The following is a 17537-nucleotide window of genomic DNA, read 5'->3' on the forward strand; positions in this document are numbered from 1 at the left end:
TGAGCGGTGCCCTCTGTCGCGACTGAACTTTCAAGAAAGTTAGTAAATCAAGCAGGAGTTTCTATCCGCCTGAGCGGTGCCCTCTGTCGCGACTGGTGAGTATTTTCTACTTTAACCTTTCTTTTGCTTCAGGTTTCTATCCGCCTGAGCGGTGCCCTCTGTCGCGACACTTTAAAACTGATTCTTTATATTTACATTACATGTTTCTATCCGCCTGAGCGGTGCCCTCTGTCGCGACAAATGGAACACAATTGCTTCGGTGTTTAATAACACGTTTCTATCCGCCTGAGCGGTGCCCTCTGTCGCGACTAGAAGTAGCAATGCTCCTAGGACTGAAGTGGTGTTTCGTTTCTATCCGCCTGAGCGGTGCCCTCTGTCGCGACATGCTCTAAAAGCTTCTGAAGCTAGAATTAGGTTTGCGTTTCTATCCGCCTGAGCGGTGCCCTCTGTCGCGACAGAAGAGGAGAAATCGGTAGAAGAAATTTTTAAGTTTCTATCCGCCTGAGCGGTGCCCTCTGTCGCGACCTCCTAGGACTGAAGTGGTGTTTAAGTTTTATTCGTACGTTTCTATCCGCCTGAGCGGTGCCCTCTGTCGCGACGTGCAATTCAAGCCTTCCCACAAGGAAGCAAAAGTTTCTATCCGCCTGAGCGGTGCCCTCTGTCGCGACGAAGCAAAAACCGAAAACATAGTATTTTATACACGTGTTTCTATCCGCCTGAGCGGTGCCCTCTGTCGCGACCAACTAGCCGCAAGCGTCTGGCCGTCCTGCCCGGGTTTCTATCCGCCTGAGCGGTGCCCTCTGTCGCGACACTCCGGCACTGACTTTGTCTGTTCCGTTTGGGGAGTTTCTATCCGCCTGAGCGGTGCCCTCTGTCGCGACAAGTCCACACAAACTTTACGAAAGGGGTAGAGCGTTTCTATCCGCCTGAGCGGTGCCCTCTGTCGCGACTCGGAGCCGCTTGGATCAATCAAGGACAAAAAGGGTCGTTTCTATCCGCCTGAGCGGTGCCCTCTGTCGCGACTTACAATGGTTAAATCATTATGTTCAAGGATCTGGACCGTTTCTATCCGCCTGAGCGGTGCCCTCTGTCGCGACAACCAATCTTTAGGAAGACTAGAATTAGGAGAGTTTCTATCCGCCTGAGCGGTGCCCTCTGTCGCGACTGTCCTCATTTTCCATTATAAAAGATGGATTCTCGAGTTTCTATCCGCCTGAGCGGTGGCCTCTGTCGCGACGATACGAAATTACCCTTTCTAGGGTAGATTCAAAAAGTTTCTATCCGCCTGAGCGGTGCCCTCTGTCGCGACCCGGACTTTAACTTATTTCTTGGTGTTCCAGGAATCAGTTTCTATCCGCCTGAGCGGTGCCCTCTGTCGCGACTAAGCTATACCTTATCCATAATGAAACAGAAATCCAGGTTTCTATCCGCCTGAGCGGTGCCCTCTGTCGCGACATCGGCAGCGGTCAGCTCACCATCAACGAGGCCAGAGGTTTCTATCCGCCTGAGCGGTGCCCTCTGTCGCGACCTTTTTGAAAAGGAACTCTAATTCCCCTGAAAAGGAGTTTCTATCCGCCTGAGCGGTGCCCTCTGTCGCGACGTAAATGGACAAAAAGGACAAATCTCGGGATTACCCGTTTCTATCCGCCTGAGCGGTGCCCTCTGTCGCGACCGGATCATAAGCCCCTACAAGGCTCGTAGAGCGTTAGGGATCGAAAACCGCCTTGGCGGATGGACTATTCTACAGGTTTTTTGGAACCTGTCAAGGTAAATACCCGCTAACCTCAGAGAGCTTTTCCTCGACATCACAAAAAGCCGCGAGGTTAGCGGGTATGACTTTTTAAGGGGTATCCCTGCCCTCCAAGAAGGTGTGCCGCTGTAGCAGCCTTGTGAGCTGTTCCACAGGGGGAGATTTTTACACACGAGCGGCTTTGGAGGCAAAAGAGGGTAAATCTGATACCCGCTAACCGGCTCCCCCGTTGCGCCGCAGAGCGAGCTGATCTGGGATGAGCGGGTATTTATTTAGACACACGAGCCTCAACACATTAAAATGTCTACCCGCTCTACAAAATGAGCACTTTCTGAAGCGGCTCCGGCACCGTATCAATTCCCAGCGTTTTGGCGAAGGGACGGCACTCTCCGCACACACGGTAGATGCGAATCGTGTCCTCCTCCGGGTTCAAGACATCCCAGAGTCGTCCTATCAGCTCCCGGTAGCGCCGATCCGTGGAGAGATCACACTCGAAGCTGCTTTTCTGGTAGCGGCCTCCGTAGTCTAGGATCACGTTTGCCGCTTTAAGACGCCGACGGTTCGAGGGGATATCATAAGTCAGCACATACAGCATGGATTTATTCCCTCCCCTTAGGGCAGCGCGAACGGACGAAAAGGCTTATTGTCGCGCAAAGCCGCCGCAAAGTTGATCGCCTCACGTCGGAGCCGCTCACGCAAGTTGGTCTCTTTGCCAGACTTATGGGGATGAAATGTCTCCGTCATCCGCTCCTCGTAGGTGCGCAGGAACTTCCGACGGGCGGCATCAGTGAGGCGGGGGCCATTGTCCGTATCTTGCGTGAAATCCTCCAGAGGCGAGAGCATCCGGTTGTTGGCCATGTGGAGTACCAGGCGATCCACCACGGCACTGCGAAACGGCTCCATCAGATCAAGCGCCAGGCTAGGGCGACCGTCTTCGAGGCTGTGGAGCATTCCGATAGCGGGGTCGAGACCTGCTCCAACAATGGCTTCGGTCGTCTCGCTGGTCAGGAGAGTGTACCCAAACGAGAGGAGGGAGTTGGCAGGGTCACGTGGGGGGCGACGGGTTCGCTCCGTGAAGCGAAAACCACCGCGCAGCATCTGTCCGAACGCTGAAAAATATGCCGCCGCTGCCTCGCCCTCAAAGCCCATCAGGCTCTCTATCGTTAGAGCATTGCGGGCGGCATGCTGCGCGGCAAAAAGACGATCCTGCTCGCGTTTGAACGGAGACTCGGGGTGATTGCGCGTGAAGCGTGAGAGCAATGTACTGCTGTTCTTGACCTTACGCACCACGAGAGTCTGGGCCAGCTCCAGCCGTCGTGCGGGGTTCATATAGGCAGCGAGCTGTGCCAGACGCACAACCGCCCCTCGGTTCCTCACAGGAGACAAGAGCCCCCGAAACTTTCCTGTGGACGATAGAAAGGCACACTCAATCCCCGCTTCCATCAGGGCAGTGGCGGCGGTGCTGGTTACCCCGGCGGTGCCCCCGATAATGACCACGCGCTCGATATCGAAGAGGCGGGCTTCTTGGAGAAGCTCCTTGCCTTTGGTAACGCGGAGCCGACCGTGCTCCTGGCGAACGCATGCCCCTGGTGTGGTGACATAAAGGACGGACTGATTCATGGCTTTCTCCTCACGTTCGAGTTTTCCTTGTGTAGTTCCTCAAAGCGCTCTTTAACCTCGCGGATTGCCTGCGTGCTTCCGGTCTGTGCAGCTTTGGCCCCTCCCGCGAGCTGTCTGCGTAGCTCCGCCACGGGCTGGTGGGTGCGTGCGACAGCAGCGAGTGCCCCATCATCATCGAAGGCATGCCCCAGAAACTCCAGAGGGTCACGACAAGAGAGAATACGGGTCTTTTGTGGGTGGAGGGTGAGTCGTAGCCGCTCCAGCTCTCGTGCGGCCACGTCTTGTGCCTGGCGTGCTCGTGCCTCGGAGGGGTAGCAGACCACGAAGTCATCGGCGTAGCGCACCAAGCGCAGTCCTGCCTGGGTCATGGCGAGATCGAAGGAGTGTAGGTAGATATTGGAGAGTAGAGGGGAGAGGGGGCTGCCCTGTGGGGCTCCGCGCTGGCGTTGCCGACGGTGGGAGAGGGCATAGTTGGTTGCCAGAACTCCTGCGACGGCGGCCACCCCAAGCCCCCCCGTTAGGAGGGCTGCCTTCGTTGCCAGAGCGGGGAGAAGTAAGCGTCGGTAGTCCCAGGCAAGCCGTGCTGCCTCACCCCCGAAGCGCCGCAAGCTCGCCGCACGTGACGAGCGTTCCCAGTCCAGGGGATCCTCTTCTTCTTCCGAGAGCGCCACGGTGTGGAGTGCGCCTCGGACTAGCTCGGCGGTTACCTGGACAAGTGAGGGGCGTACTTCAAGAGTGTCCATTGCCCCGGCTTCTAGCCAGAGGGAGATAACCCGGAGCACAGCACGGTCGGGTATATCGCGGCGTAGTTGCTCCCGCAAGGGAATGAGCCCATCGAGTAGCTCGGCGAGTAGGCGGCGGAGCAAAGGGGCTTTGTGGAGCTGCTGGTAGCTTGGCTGCTGTGGCATCAAGGACATGTCATAACCTCCTAACAGAAAAAAGGCCCCACCGTTTTTCTTCGGTGGGGCAAGTGGGTGGGCTAGGGCTCAACGACGACGAAGCCTACCGTTGCTCCGCTCTCATCGAGGATCAGCCCCGTGCTTGTGAGTGTTCCTAGCAACACTCCGTCGAGGTAGACGTGGCCCTCCCCATGGCTTGCCGAGTCGCTGACATCCACGGGGACGCCTCCGACCAAGACATAGACCGTCCACGTGGGGGGAGGGATAGCCGCCACCACGGCCACCGGAGTGACCGCTCCCTGCACGGGGGTGGAGAACAGCGGGGCGCATAAAGCGGCCACCGCGAGGACGACGAGGGGGTTTGTTTTCGTTCGCATGCCCCCTAATGCAGGAGCCGAGCGTTTTGCGACACGCCGCTAAAAATTATTTTTCAGCCCTTTTTGTCGCGACAGAGGACACCGCTCAGGCGGATAGGGTGGGGCAGTTGTTGGGGAAGGCTAGGGAGATTAGCTGTGTCAGTGGAAGGGCTGTGCCTTCTGTGACCAAGTTGGCATAGTGCTCGGAGCCAAGAGTGCTCTCCAGACGTTGCTCCAAGGCGATGTATCCCGGCTTTGCATCAAGAGGAATGGGTTGACTGTGCTTCTGGCGGAGTGCGGCGATAAGCCCCAGGAGCTTTGCACAACACTCGAAGTCCTGCTGGCGCTCTTGCCAGGTCACGATAACCATGAGTGTCTGGAGCAGACCACGCCAGTACGCAAGAGAGAGAGCAAGCTCCAATGACTCCCGCAAGTAACCTCCCGCAGCAATATCTTCATGACGACGGAGGTGCAGGTGTGCTGCATTATTAAGCCCTACGACCAGCGCCGTGTTCTGACCGTCACCACGAAGCTCGGGGAGGCTCTGTTGGCACAAGCGTAGTGCTTCGTCGAGATCACCTGCCTCCGTTGCGGTAAGCGCGAGGTTATCGTGCATCAGCCGCACCCCGCGCTGGTCTCCTAATGCGGCAAAACGCTCATAGGCTTGCTGAAAGTAGGCTTTGGCGCGGGGGAACTGCTGCGCACTGAGCGACGAGAGCCCCAGGCTTCCCAGTGCCCGCGCTTCCCGTACACCATCGTTAGCTGCCTCACTGTGCTGAAGCGCTTCCTGAGCAAAGCGCTGGGTAGGCTCGGACTCACGAAGGGCATAGGCAAGGTTCGCTGCGCCCAGGAGAGTTTCTCGTCGTGCCGCCGTGTTCGAGTGATCCGGTAGATCCAGTGCCCTCTGGAGATAAGCAAGACCCGACACCAGACTGCCACACTGGTACCAGAAGCGCCAGAGGGCAGCTCCCAGCCGGTGGGCCAGCTCGGTTTGTTGGGTATCCAGAAGGAAGGCTTGGACACGCTCCAGGTTGGCACGCTCGGTTTCAAGCAAGGCCAGGGGAGGGCTCTCTTCAGTAAAGTGAAGGTACCAGTACGCCTGTGCTTGCTGGAGTGGCTCCAGGGCCTGTGCCTCTTGCAGGCGTTCCCAGGCGTACTCACGAAGCGGCTCCGCCAACCGCCAGCGCTCCTGCTCATCGGCTTGCAGAAGGGAGGCGGCGACGAGTGCATCGGCAATCTGCTGGGTGTGTGGCTCGCTCCAGCCCACGATAGCGGCAAGGGCAGTGCGGCTAGCCCCCCCGGCGAAGATAGCCAGAGCGCGAAAGAGAGTGCGTTCTGGTTCGGAGCGCAGGGCCTCGCTCCAGTGAATGGTAGCGGTCAGGGTCTGTGCTCTCTCGGGTAGAGTGGCATCCAGTGCCGTGGCGGCGAGGGCGTGAAAAGAGCGGGCCAGCTCCACCGCGAGGGGCACGAGCCCCGTGAAGCGCTCCAGGGACGCTGCGGCGAGCTCGATTCCAAGAGGAAGCCCCTCCAGGCGGGTGCAGATACTCACCACCGCCTCTTTCTCTTCGGGGCTTTGTGGTAGCTCTGCCAGCGGGGCACGCTCCCAGAACAGTGTCATAGCCTCCTCGTGCGTGAGGGCTCCCACGGGCACCAAGCGCTCCCCGGCCAGGCGCAGGGGCTCTCGGCTGGTGACAAGCACATGGAGCTGGGGGCAGTGTGCCAGCAGCTCTCCCAGTACCTGTCGAACCGTTTCACGCACATGCTCGGCATTGTCCAGAACCAGCAGCAGGTCACGGTGCTGAAGTGCCTCTTGCAGGCTTGTCTCTGTTGTGGAGGGCTGGCCCAGCACGCGCCCGAGCTCGGCTTGGAGGGCGTAGCCTCGGGCACCGGGCACCAGGCGCGTGAGATCCACAAAGGCAACGCCCTCACGAAACCGCGACATATTCTGCTGTGCCGCTTCCAGCGCCAGCCGTGTCTTGCCAATCCCACCGGGGCCATAAAGCGTGACCAGGCGGGTTCCCGGAAGCAGTGCTGCCAGCAGAGCAAGCGTTCCCTCACGGCCCAGCAGGCGCGTCCGAGGAGCGGGAAGAGGGATTCGGGGGAGAGGCTCAAGGATTTCCGAGGGAGGGTTTGCCTCCCGGCTCAAGCGCTCCGCCAGTGCCTTCGTCTCAGGCTCCCTTCCACCAGAATCGAGGTATTTCCGCACTTCCTTTAGAACGGCTGTGTGATTTCCTAACTGAAGCAGGAGCAGCCAGCGACGGCGTAGATAGCGCTCGTCCTCGGGCTGCTTCTGCCGTCGGCGCTCTAAAAGGGCAAGGGCATCGTGCAGCCTGCTTGCGCGTTCCCACTGATCGAGGAGCGCCAGCCAGACCGCGTGAGCCTCTTTTCGCAGTGTCGCCCGATGCCCTTCGAGCCAGGGAGCTTCCCACCCCAGGAGGAGCTCTCCCCCCTCGGCAAGTGCCGCCGCGCGCTCCAGTATGGCAAGCTCACCTTGCAAGCCACGCTGCGCCGTGTCTCGAAACGCAGTGATGTCTGCATAGAGGTATGTGGAATCTAAGCGAACCTCGCTCCGTGTCTTGATCAGCGCCTTCTGGGCCTCGGGCCCCAGCGCCCGCCGCAGCAGCATCCAGTGCCGCCGGAAGTTATTATCGCGCCGTGCCTCTCCGTCCGCATCGTCGGGATGCTCCGGCCAGATCAGAGCACTAAGCCGCAGGGAAGAGATCGCTGCCGGGCTCTCCAGCACCAGAATCACAAGCATTGCCCGCGTCGGCGCTTGTAGCTTCGCCGTCCTGTCCTCCCCATTCACACGCAACGACAGAGTGCCCAGCAGAGAGACCTGGAGGGTTTGGGATGCAGGTAATGATGCCACAGAAAGAGAATACTGCACGCGATACCCTAACTCCTGCTACAGCGATCACAAAGCGATCACAAAACCCTTGCTAGACTGGGAAGTGAGGTTCCACGTATTCAACAGTCGTCCCAGCAGAGAAAAAGAAAAGGTAGATCGCACACCGTGAAGAACATCGTTTCAAAGCGAGAGGCTCGCTTCATTGTCCGCTGAAAATATGCTGTCGGTCAAAGATAGGATTGTTAAGTTATGCGCAAGATAATTGCTATGGTTTTGTTGTTCAGTGTTTCCATAAACGCTGTTTGTTTCGCTGCGGATATTCCGTCAGGAACGGTTATCCCTGTTGAACTTCTGACGGACGCATCGGAATCCGGTGCACAGGCGACTTATCGTATTAGTGCTGATGTTCTAGATAAGAATGGGAGAGTGATTATTCCTTCTGGAGCGTCGGGAGTTGGCAGGGTAATTCAGCGTCGCAACGGAATTATCTTTGGTGGTCCTGGGAAAACAGAGGTCAGTATCGAAACGATAACTCTTCCTGATGGACAGAAGTTGGATGTGAATGCAAAGCACACGCGATATGGAGCGGATGTTCGTGTTGCAACTATTCTTTTAACCAGTGTATATGCGGGATTTTTTATAAAAGGTGGTGGTGGCAAGTTGAATCAAGGTTCTAAGTTCTCCTTCACCACTAAGTAAGAAACGAGGAGGGCCGTGTCTGTTTTGGACAATCATGAAGAGACTAAGACACGGCCTGTATTCGTAAAGAGAAAGGGTAAACTGCACACACGAAAAGGACAACATGATGGCTAACTACTTTGATGCGATGGTCTGCACTGTGGGGGAGAACCCCCTCCCGGTCTACCTGGGAATTGCCCAACTTACCAAACCAGATGCAAAAATTGTATTGCTTCACTCCGAAGAGACTGAAGATGAGGCAAAACGTATCCGCACTTGCCTTGGGAGTGGACGCACAATTCTGCTCGGAAAAGACAACGATTGTCTGATCAAAAACCCCTGGGATTTTCAGGCTGTCTTCAAAACAATCTCTTATTGGGCGGATGAATTACCCAACGCAGCCATCAATATCACGGGTGGTACCAATGTCATGACGGGTGTTGGAATGACTGCATGGGTTAGTCGAAAGAACTATAGTGTCGTGTATCTCGAAGAGCGAGGTAATCAATTTCGCATCGGAGATGGCCGCACCGTGCCTTTGACGGAGAAAATCTCGTTTGACCTCCTTCGGCAACTTCATGGAGTTGAAAAGGTACATGTCTCCTCTAAATTACCTGAAAATGCTGATGCCGCCGCTGCATGCCTTTATAAACTCTTTCAATCTGAAGAACTTGAAGGAATTTATCGAGCGGAACAGAAAGACATCTACGATGATTTTAGAAATCCAAATTATTCTCCCCTCTTGAATTGGCTTAAAAATGAAGGAGGAAATCAAATTTGGGAAGAAGTGCGTAATAAAATACCTGCTTGGAGAGATAATCCGACATTGCCCCAAACCTGGCAAGATTTTGTGTCTGATCCTAGCACCGGAGAACTTCATGAGACAGGCAAACGGATTCAGTTTGCTGCCGGTCTGTGGATGGAGCACCTTGTTTATAAGGCTTTGTCGGAAGCTGTTCCTGAGGCGACTGTTGTTATGAATCAAGAATTTACTATTAAAAAACAAAAATTCGAGATAGATGTCCTTGCCGTTGTAAATAATCGCTTCTACGCAGTTTCTATAACTTCACAATCCTATCATAAAATAATAAAGAGTAAAGCATTTGAGGTAATGCACCGTGCACGACAAATAGGTGGAGGTCTTGCTCACTCTGTTGTGGTTTCAATGATTAATAGTAATAGCGTAAAATATTGCCAATTATCAGTTGATCCTTCAGAAAATCCACGTCATAAAATTATGCCTGCTGCAAATACTAAGCGAGTTGGCAGATATCCAGATTTCAAATTTCCTCCTATTACACTAGAGGAATGGAATCAAAATCTTGTCCGGGAGTTCGTAGACTACTTTAAGAAGCAAGCGTAAGGAGAATTAAGCTATGCCGTTTGTTTGTCTGATTGATACATCAGGAATTCAGGATTATATCTACCGGCGCAATGAACTCCGTTACATTGCTGAGGCTTCGGCTTATCTCGCTAACATCACAGAAAAGAACGGGCTTTTTCGAAATGCAGCAGAGCGTCATGGAGCGACCGTTATCTTCGGAGCAGGGGGTAATATTGCTCTGCGTGCTGATAGTGAAGCACCGCTAAAAGCCGTCTGTAACGAGATTAGTCGTGAATTGATAGAAGCTGGTAATAATCTTGAGATTGTGGCTACTATCGCTCCCTATGAGAAAAATCGGCTAACGGAGGGCTATTTGAAGGCACTCGCGCACTTAGAGCAGCGTAAGCTCACGCAGGCGCGCAGTCTCCCTTTTTCCTTCCCCGGACTCGCTGAGGAACAGGAACGGTCTGGATCGCAGCGTGTCACGCGTGCTTCGGGGTATGTCTTACCGAACCAAACCGATGCCCAGCTCATCTTGCGCTGTGAGGGGGAAGAGAGCGACCTGATGGCGGTGGTTTCCATGGATGGAATTGGGATGGGAAAGAAACTTCAGACATGGATGCGCAGTGTTCTGCGTGATGATATGCGCTTTGAAACAGAGTTCAAGCTCTGGTCGGAGTATATCAAGAAGCGCTGGGACGATGCCTGGAAGCGAGCCGTGGACGATCTGGAAGCTGCCTTCCCTTCGCCCTATTTTCTGTTAGAGCATCCCAGCTTGCCCGAACGTACGCTCCTGCTCTGGTGCGACGAGGATGGGAATCCCTATCTTCCCTGCCGGAAAATTTACCAGGGAGGCGATGACCTCACGTTTCTTTGTGATGCACGAATTGCTTTGGGGTTTACGAGAAATCTTACTCGGTATTTGGAGGCACCACCAGAACCAGAGACGAATATCCCTGAATACTTCCACCAGCTCTCAGTGAGTGTGGGAATCGTCTTTGTTAACGCCCATTTCCCATTCCGTCGTGCAGCGAGAATGGCGGAGAAAATCCAAAAACGAGCAAAGGAAAGCTCTGCAAAAAACTCAAAAGAGAATCCCCCCACGCGGCTCGACTGGTGGGTGAATCGCAGTGGTGCCCTCGACGGCTCTGAAGGGACAGAAAGTGCGCTTCGTCCCGCCTCTCTGGAAGACTGGGATGCCTTTGAACAAGGGGAGCTCACGGGAGCCTGGCAGACATTTGCCGGAGCACGGAACAAGCTCAAGGCACTGGCGGAGGCCGCGCAAGACGGGCCGGAAGCAGTGAGGGAGTTTCTCGCTCTGCGTGGGGTTCCTGATGCGACGAACCCGGAAGCGGTGTGCCGGACACTAGAGTTTCTACCAGGGAGCCGGAAAACAGATGGCTTCGATACCAACGGTCAAACTGTATTATTTGATATTGCGGAGCTGTTCGATATTCACTTTCCGCTTCCCCGAAAAACCACTGAGGAGGTAGCCGCATGAACGGGACACTGACCATTGACTTTCTGAGTGACACCAGCTTCTCGATGCCCGCGACGCTGGACATTACTGTGGATAGCGAGGTCTCGCTCGATGAACTGGGCTTGCCCACCGCACCGGGAAAGACGATTCATGGCTTGTTGCGTGACACCTGGCTGATGCTAGGCGACCCCGCTCCTACTGAAGGAATTGCCCTTTTAGGACAGCCACGGAGCAACGATGCCGAGGGGAAACTTCGTATTGGCACCGCCCGAGTCACCGACCCTGGAGTGCGGGCTTGGGTAGAGGCAGCTCTCACGCGAGGCAAGACAGGCGGAACAGGTAACCCCCTGCCATCCAGTGCTCTTCCCAAAGCGTTTCTTGCTACGCGGCAGCTCACGGCGCAGGATCGAGACACAGGGATCCCTAAAACTGAGACCTTGCGGCGGGTGCGTGTGGTTCCCGCGGGGACTCGGCTGGTGGCAAAGCTCACCGTGCGTGGGACTCTGAAAGAAAAAGAGCAGGAGTTATTTTCGCTGCTCTGTGCGCTCACTCGTCATGCCGGGCTGGATCGAAACCGGGGACTGGGGCACGTGAAGCTCACGGTTACTTGGGAGAACGCACCCGCTCCTGTGGCACTTCCGCCGCTTCCTACTGTGACTCAGGGGACACGCTTTCTGCCAATCCAGCTACGACTCACGGAGCCTGCCTTGCTCACTTCCTCAGAGCTGGATGTCAACTCCCGGATCAGCCGGGACTACATTCCGGGGAGCGCGGTTCGTGGCGCAGTTGCTGCCCTGCTGGAAGCTAGGGGAGCCTCGGAGGGGCTGCTCCACGGTCTGCTTGCTTCGGGGAGTGTCCGCTGGCTCAATGCCTATCCCAGTGAGAAAGGCCAACGGGGCCTGCCGACACCACTGACAGCGCGGCGTGACAAAGATGCCACCAAAGAACAGGATCACCAAGCGGAGCCTGAGGATGAGATCGAGCGACTGCTGAGTCCAGACCCGGAGCCACAGCATGGCCAGACCCAGCGCACCCCACTTGGCACGAGCTTCTACGCCTGGGAGGACCGCACTGGCCAGTGGAAGCCGACAAAGCCTCGGAAGATCGCCCACACACACCAGACACGTGATCGGGAAACGGGCGTGACATGGAAAGATGGCACGACACCGGTCTATGTCTACGAGGCGCTGGCTGAAGATCAGGAGTTTATGGGGGCAGTGGTGGTTCCTGAGGGCGAGAGTGCGCTTGCGGAGGCACTGACAAACCTATTGACCCACGGGCCGCTATTTTTAGGACGCTCCAGCAAGTCCCAGTACGGTGGCCTACCAGAGGTGACCGTGGGCGCGGGGAGTGCCCGTGAGCCGGGGCTGCCTGAGCCTGTATCGGTTGCCAAAGGCGAGGCGTTTGCTGTACGCCTGACCGCCGATGCACTCCTGCGCAACGACTACGGACAGCACGATCCCTACGCCCTTAAACAGATTTTGAAGGATCGGCTCAAAGATAAAGCCATCGTTGAGAATATCGGGGTGAAAGTGGCGACCGCACGTGGCTACTCTCGGCTCTGGCGCAATGAACTCCCCGCGGTTCCTGCGGCGGCGATGGGAAGCGTTGCTCTCTGCACCGCGACAACAGATATCAGTGCCGACGAGCTTACTGCGCTTCAGGCCAAGCCGCTTGGGGAGCGCACGACCGAGGGGTACGGCTGCTGGGCGATCTTGCCGCTGGAGGCGAACCTCCGTCTTGCAGGGAAAGACGACTCACGCGCCCGTGCTGAGCCGACAACTCCGGAGCCTGAGCTACTGATCCAGGCGCAGCGCAGGCTCTATACCCGGCGGTTGAAGGTACTTCTGGCGCAGCATGCCATTACGCTCGCGGAGAAAGCGACCAACCCTCCTCCTCCAAGCACCACCCAGCGCCTCCGAACCGCACTACGTGGCGAGGACTGGGAGGAGACATTGAAGAAGTGGCTGAGCAGGTCGCGAGAAGAACGCCTGAAAGGGACGGCGTACAAGAAACTGGAGAGCTGCCGTCTGGACGGCAAAAAACTCTCCGTGTGGCTACTGGCGCTTCTCGATCAGCCGGACACCTGGCCTACCGTATCCTCGTCCGAGAGCCAGGAGCGCTTGCGCAACCGACTTGTCTCGGAAGCAAAGAGTGTGCAGCTCTGGGCGGAGACGAAGCGCTCGCTGCGGCGGCACTATCTTGACACCCTTCTCAGTCGGCTCGCCAAAGTGGCACAGGAGGAAAGCTAATGAGCGCAGAGAAACGCCGCAAGATTCTTGCTCGCTGGGTGATTTGCGCCCAGCTCACCCTGACATCCGCCTCCCAGATTGGGACCGAGGACTCCGAGAGCGCGGACTCGACCTTTGCCCGCGATGCAAAAGGGCAGGTCGTGCTTCCCGGAACTACCCTGGCAGGGGCGCTACGAAGCGCTCTAGAAGATCAGCTCGTGGGCTATCGGACAACAGATTCCGGAGCGGCGGGGAAGCTCTTTGGCGACTTGAAGTGCCACGAGAGCCCCCTCATGGTTTTTGATGCTGTCGCTGCACCCAAATCTATCGCCTCGACGATACGTGATGGCGTTCGTATTGATCCCAAGACCCGCCTGGCTGCCGACGGGCTGAAGTACGACCGTGAGCTGGCTCTACCCGGCCTGACATTTCCGATCCGCTTGGAGCTCGCCGTGCCTGAGGGGAAGGTCTGGGAAAAAGAAGAGGCGCTCCTTGCCGATCTCTGTCTCGCACTGGAAGCGCTTGCCGGAGGGCATATTCGTTTTGGTGCCCGCAAGAGCCGTGGGTTGGGGGAGTGCTGTGTCTCGGAGTGGAAGGCGAAACGCTATTCACTCACCACCCTCGACGAGTGGCGGGCCTATGCCAAGACCGACCATGAGAACCCACTGGGAGCACTTGCCCCGCAGGCTACTCTGCGTGGGGCACTCGGCGGGAACTATCCCAACCTCGCAAACCAACCCGACAAGCGGCAGGCACTGCGCCTGGAGTTTGACTGTGCTTTGCCAGGAACCCTCCTGATCCGCACGCCAGGTGTCCGTGCCAGCGATCCAGACATGATCCACCTCACGGAGCAGGGCAAGCAGCTCCTCAGTGGCACATCGCTTGCCGGTGCCCTGCGGTCGCACTGTGGCCGGATTGCCAAGACCATGAGCTGGAGCGATGCGCTCGTACCATCGCTCTTTGGAACGGCACCCGAAGCGAGTAAAAACGGTCTGACTGCCAGCCGCGTGCAGGTCTCCGAGGCCGTTATCCAGAACGGAACAAGCCGTAAGCAGACGCGGGTTAAGATAGACCGTTTTTCAGGAGGAGCGCTGGACACTGCCTTGTTTGACCAACAGACCGCTGTTGGGGGGAAACTAGAATTTACCGTGATCTGCCTTGATCCCTCTGCCCGCCAACTTGGCTTACTTCTGCTGGCGGCTCGCGATCTGGTGGAGGGCCAACTGCCTTTAGGGGGGGAGACCAGCATTGGCCGTGGGGTGCTTCAGGGCCGCGTCACGGCGCATCTACCCGGTACCACCCACCCCCTCTCTCTCGCTAAGGGAGTGGCACTTGATCCCGCCATCGTCGCTCAGCTCGACCGCTACTTGACGGAGGAAACCGCATGAACGCAGCCGCTTACCTAGACTGGCTCCTCGGAGGGCCAAAGCCAGAAGGAGCCTCGGACAGCCTTGTCTGGGCAGTTCTTCAAGCAACCGACACCCTGGTCTGGGCGATTCGTGAGGGCGATACCTGGCAGCGCGCCGACCAGGTACCAAACTCTGAAGTCCGTGACTATGGAGTCCGTGTGCCTCATGCCGAGCGCGTCTTCGAGGCACGCCTCTTCGGCCCCGAGGTGCAGCTGCTTCTCTGGCGCAACGAGGAGGGAGAACTAAATCATGCAACTCTGAAAGCTGATGAGGGAGATTTGAAGAGAACTCTGCTCTTTACCCATGAGGTGGATCGTCGGGAGGCCAAAGAAAACAACCGGTCATGGACACCCCCAGAGCCATGTAGTGCGAGGTTTCTTTGGTATTCTGATCGTGCGGGGCGGGTTACTGTTGTTCCAAAAGGCTACGGGCTAGAGATCGCCCAACACCTAGAAGAAGACCCGGAGACGGGGCTTGTTCGTATCGTTGCCACACGTTTTGTCAAGATTGTGAATGATAAGGAGCCTTCCCATGCCTGATGCCATTGCCCCCTATAACTTTGTTCCCCTGCCGCGTGAGATTGTCCTGAGTGAGACCGCCGCCGATTTTGACCAGAGCTACTGGCACCCCGAACGACACTCGGGCTGGGTGGAGGTCGAGTACGAGGCCCTCACGCCCATTTTCACTCGCTCGGAGAAAGATACCGTAGAGTTCTTCCACCAAGGAGATGGTGCCCCCGTGCTACCCGGCTCCTCACTACGTGGGATGACACGCGCCGCCTTCGAGATCTTCACCTACAGTCGTATGGAGTTTGTCGCGGATCGCCGTTACTACTACCGTTACTTCGCCTCCAACAAAGCCGAGCTGCGCGAGAAATACAACAGCAACTTTAATGCGGATACCCATCTTGTTGCCGGGCAGCTTGTAGAGACGGACGAGGGGCTCGTGTTGCGTGTCTCGAATCGTTTCCCCAAAGGGTTTGCCGCAATCTCGGTAGGCGATAGTGGAATTGACGAAAGCCCTGCGCTCTACCAGGCAACTCGTGACTGGTTCTGCACAACCGGCAAGCGCGTTGGCTTGCTCCGCCGCCCGGACGATGTGAGCCAGCGCTGGTTTGAGGTGCCCGAAGTCGAGACCTGCTTTGAAGCCGATCAAGGTGCTTTTGAAGGATGGCTCACGGTTCCCGGACGGACAGTGGGTAAACAGAAGCGCTCTTATTTTCAGGTAATCGCCGATCCTGAGAACAACTACACGGACTATCCTGTTCCTGCGGATGTCTACGCCGATTACCTGACCTGGGGACAGATGGCACATGGGAATAAGTTTGATGAACCCAATGGCCATCGCCGCAATGTTCCGCGTCGGCTTAGCCCAGGGGAACCTACATTCGCAGTCTTAAACAATCTTGTCTCCTCAAAAATTGCGGCACTGGGGGCAAACATGATGCTTGCTTTGCGCTATGCAACCAGTGTTCATAATATTCGAGATGCGCAATCCTATGACCCTGATCCAAGCAAGCCGGACATGGCGCAGAGTGTCTTTGGTACGGTAGGGAGTGATCGAACGGGTTTATCTATTCGAGGGCGTGTTTTCTTTGAAGATGCCCGCTGGCAGCGTGCCGATGAGAAAGTCCCGTTGCCGTGGCTGGAGGGGCAGAACGGAATTCGTAATGTTCTCCTGGCGGGTCCCAAGCCCACCGCCATCCAGACCTATCTCGTTCAGCTTCAGCGGGACGGAGAGAACCTCCGCCACTGGGACTCGAAAGACGCCTGCCTCCGTGGTCACAAACGCTACTGGCACCGCTCCCCGCAATCGGCCTTAGCCGAGCTTCAACCTGGTTCCAAGCTCCCAACAGACACCCAGCGCACCGACATTCGCCCCGTGAAACCTGGAACAAAGTTCCGAGGGCGTATTCGCTTTGAGAACCTTACGGATCTGGAGCTAGGAGCGTTACTAAACACGCTCAAACTCTGGCCCGAGTCTGCTCATAAGTTTGGGATGGGGAAGAGTCTGGGAATGGGGTCCTTAAAAACAACCTTTCGTGAGATGGTGTTCCTCGACCCTGGGCGACGCTATGCTTCCTTTGGTACCAGTGGTCAGCGTCCTGGTAGTGAAGCCAAACAAATCTATCAGAGAGCTTTAGAGGTAGGGTATAGGCTCACCCAACAGGGAGCAGCCGAAAGTAGCGATGGTGAAGAGGCTATTCGAGTTGCCAAAAGACGCTTTGCGGCAATACAAATGCTCTTCCAGCTTCTTCCCACCGAGGACGTTGCTAGGCAAACATGGGATGACAAGACCCGTCAGTTAGGAATCAACGATGGGCCACAATGGAAAGACCGTTATCTCCTTCTGTCAGCGGTGCAGGTTCATCGAAGCTCATAGCCCTCTCTTGACAAATCCACCAGTTGTTGCGGAGATTGATGAGTTCAAAGGAGCTTGGCGTGCCTTGCGTAACATTGCTCGGGAGCGACTCACCGCCCTACGGTGGGTGGCGACTATTGAGAGTGTTGGCTCCTCATCCAACAACTCCACGGGATTCTCCTGAAGCACTCTAGCAAGGATGAACGGCACTGGGGGCGTTACAAAACTCTCTCAAACCTTGAAGCGCCCGAGCACCACACCCAAGGTGTGGCCGTTGGTAGTATCTTGATAGGAGCTTGCTGTTAAGAGGTAATGCGCCTCAAAGGAGGGCTTAAGCGAGGGTTCGTGGGAGAACTCGACCTGGACTGGAGTGTTGCCGCCCGCCCCGAGGAGAAGAGCGCATTTGCTGCACTCGCGGGGCTGGCAAACCTGGCAGGCACGGGAGCCCGTACCACTCTGGGACTGGGCCAGACCCGTGCGCATGTCGTGACGGAGGCACCGACAGAGACCTCGGCGTAGCCTGTGGTTGGGGTGCTTGCAGGCAAAGACAAAGGAGAACCGTAGGGCTAACGCGAACGTAG

Annotated in this window: 13 protein-coding genes and 1 CRISPR repeat array; of the genes, 8 read left to right on the plus strand and 5 right to left on the minus strand. The window is 56.6% G+C overall.

Annotated features, from left to right (window positions below; genetic code table 11):
- Positions 1–57: 57 nt before the first annotated feature.
- Positions 58–1672: direct repeats of the CRISPR family, unit length 36 nt; unit sequence GTTTCTATCCGCCTGAGCGGTGCCCTCTGTCGCGAC.
- Between the two features lie 391 nt (positions 1673–2063).
- From cas2 to ACH2ED_RS23495, 5 genes are all read right to left on the minus strand, one after another.
- Positions 2064–2345 (minus strand): CRISPR-associated endonuclease Cas2, encoded by a 282-nt coding sequence (cas2, locus tag ACH2ED_RS23475; protein ID WP_395095182.1) that lies wholly within the window; start codon positions 2343–2345, stop codon positions 2064–2066.
- Between the two features lie 17 nt (positions 2346–2362).
- Positions 2363–3370 (minus strand): CRISPR-associated endonuclease Cas1, encoded by a 1008-nt coding sequence (gene cas1 / locus ACH2ED_RS23480; protein ID WP_395095183.1) that lies wholly within the window; start codon positions 3368–3370, stop codon positions 2363–2365.
- The gene (locus tag ACH2ED_RS23485; protein WP_395095184.1) at positions 3367–4287 is read right to left on the minus strand and encodes a reverse transcriptase domain-containing protein; all 921 of its coding nucleotides are present in this window, start codon (positions 4285–4287) and stop codon (positions 3367–3369) included. The genes cas1 and ACH2ED_RS23485 overlap by 4 nt, the downstream gene beginning before the upstream one ends.
- 62 nt (positions 4288–4349) lie before the next feature.
- On the minus strand, positions 4350–4646 hold the full coding sequence (locus tag ACH2ED_RS23490) for a hypothetical protein (RefSeq protein ID WP_395095185.1): 297 nt from the start codon (positions 4644–4646) through the stop codon (positions 4350–4352).
- Between the two features lie 85 nt (positions 4647–4731).
- Positions 4732–7494 carry an NB-ARC domain-containing protein gene (locus tag ACH2ED_RS23495; RefSeq protein WP_395095186.1) on the minus strand — a complete coding sequence of 921 codons (2763 nt, stop codon included), beginning with the start codon at positions 7492–7494 and terminating at the stop codon, positions 4732–4734.
- 228 nt (positions 7495–7722) lie between these two features.
- On the opposite strand from ACH2ED_RS23495, the gene ACH2ED_RS23500 reads away from it, so the two are divergent.
- The 8 genes from ACH2ED_RS23500 (at position 7723) to cas6 (ending at position 17475) form a co-directional block, all read left to right on the plus strand.
- A complete protein-coding gene (locus ACH2ED_RS23500) occupies positions 7723–8172 on the plus strand; it encodes a hypothetical protein (RefSeq protein WP_395095187.1) in 450 nt (149 codons plus the stop codon).
- A gap of 103 nt (positions 8173–8275) precedes the next feature.
- Positions 8276–9514: a hypothetical protein gene (locus ACH2ED_RS23505; protein ID WP_395095188.1), complete on the plus strand. Its 1239-nt coding sequence runs from the start codon at positions 8276–8278 to the stop codon at positions 9512–9514.
- A gap of 13 nt (positions 9515–9527) precedes the next feature.
- Complete coding sequence (locus ACH2ED_RS23510; RefSeq protein ID WP_395095189.1) at positions 9528–10976, plus strand: Cas10/Cmr2 second palm domain-containing protein; 1449 nt, start codon at positions 9528–9530, stop codon at positions 10974–10976.
- Complete coding sequence (locus tag ACH2ED_RS23515; RefSeq protein WP_395095190.1) at positions 10973–13207, plus strand: hypothetical protein; 2235 nt, start codon at positions 10973–10975, stop codon at positions 13205–13207. The genes ACH2ED_RS23510 and ACH2ED_RS23515 overlap by 4 nt, the downstream gene beginning before the upstream one ends.
- On the plus strand, positions 13207–14574 hold the full coding sequence (locus ACH2ED_RS23520) for an RAMP superfamily CRISPR-associated protein (RefSeq protein ID WP_395095191.1): 1368 nt from the start codon (positions 13207–13209) through the stop codon (positions 14572–14574). Before ACH2ED_RS23515 ends, ACH2ED_RS23520 begins: the two co-directional genes overlap by 1 nt.
- Positions 14571–15134, plus strand: a complete 564-nt coding sequence (gene csx19 / locus ACH2ED_RS23525) for a CRISPR-associated protein Csx19 (protein WP_395095192.1) — start codon at positions 14571–14573, stop codon at positions 15132–15134. The genes ACH2ED_RS23520 and csx19 overlap by 4 nt, the downstream gene beginning before the upstream one ends.
- Positions 15127–16977, plus strand: a complete 1851-nt coding sequence (locus ACH2ED_RS23530) for a TIGR03986 family CRISPR-associated RAMP protein (RefSeq protein WP_395095193.1) — start codon at positions 15127–15129, stop codon at positions 16975–16977. The genes csx19 and ACH2ED_RS23530 overlap by 8 nt, the downstream gene beginning before the upstream one ends.
- A 291-nt stretch (positions 16978–17268) precedes the next feature.
- Positions 17269–17475 carry a CRISPR system precrRNA processing endoribonuclease RAMP protein Cas6 gene (cas6, locus tag ACH2ED_RS23535; RefSeq protein ID WP_395095194.1) on the plus strand — a complete coding sequence of 69 codons (207 nt, stop codon included), beginning with the start codon at positions 17269–17271 and terminating at the stop codon, positions 17473–17475.
- The last annotated feature ends 62 nt before the right edge of the window (positions 17476–17537 follow it).

The organism is Armatimonas sp. (assembly GCF_043757465.1).
Classification (GTDB): domain Bacteria; phylum Armatimonadota; class Armatimonadia; order Armatimonadales; family Armatimonadaceae; genus Armatimonas.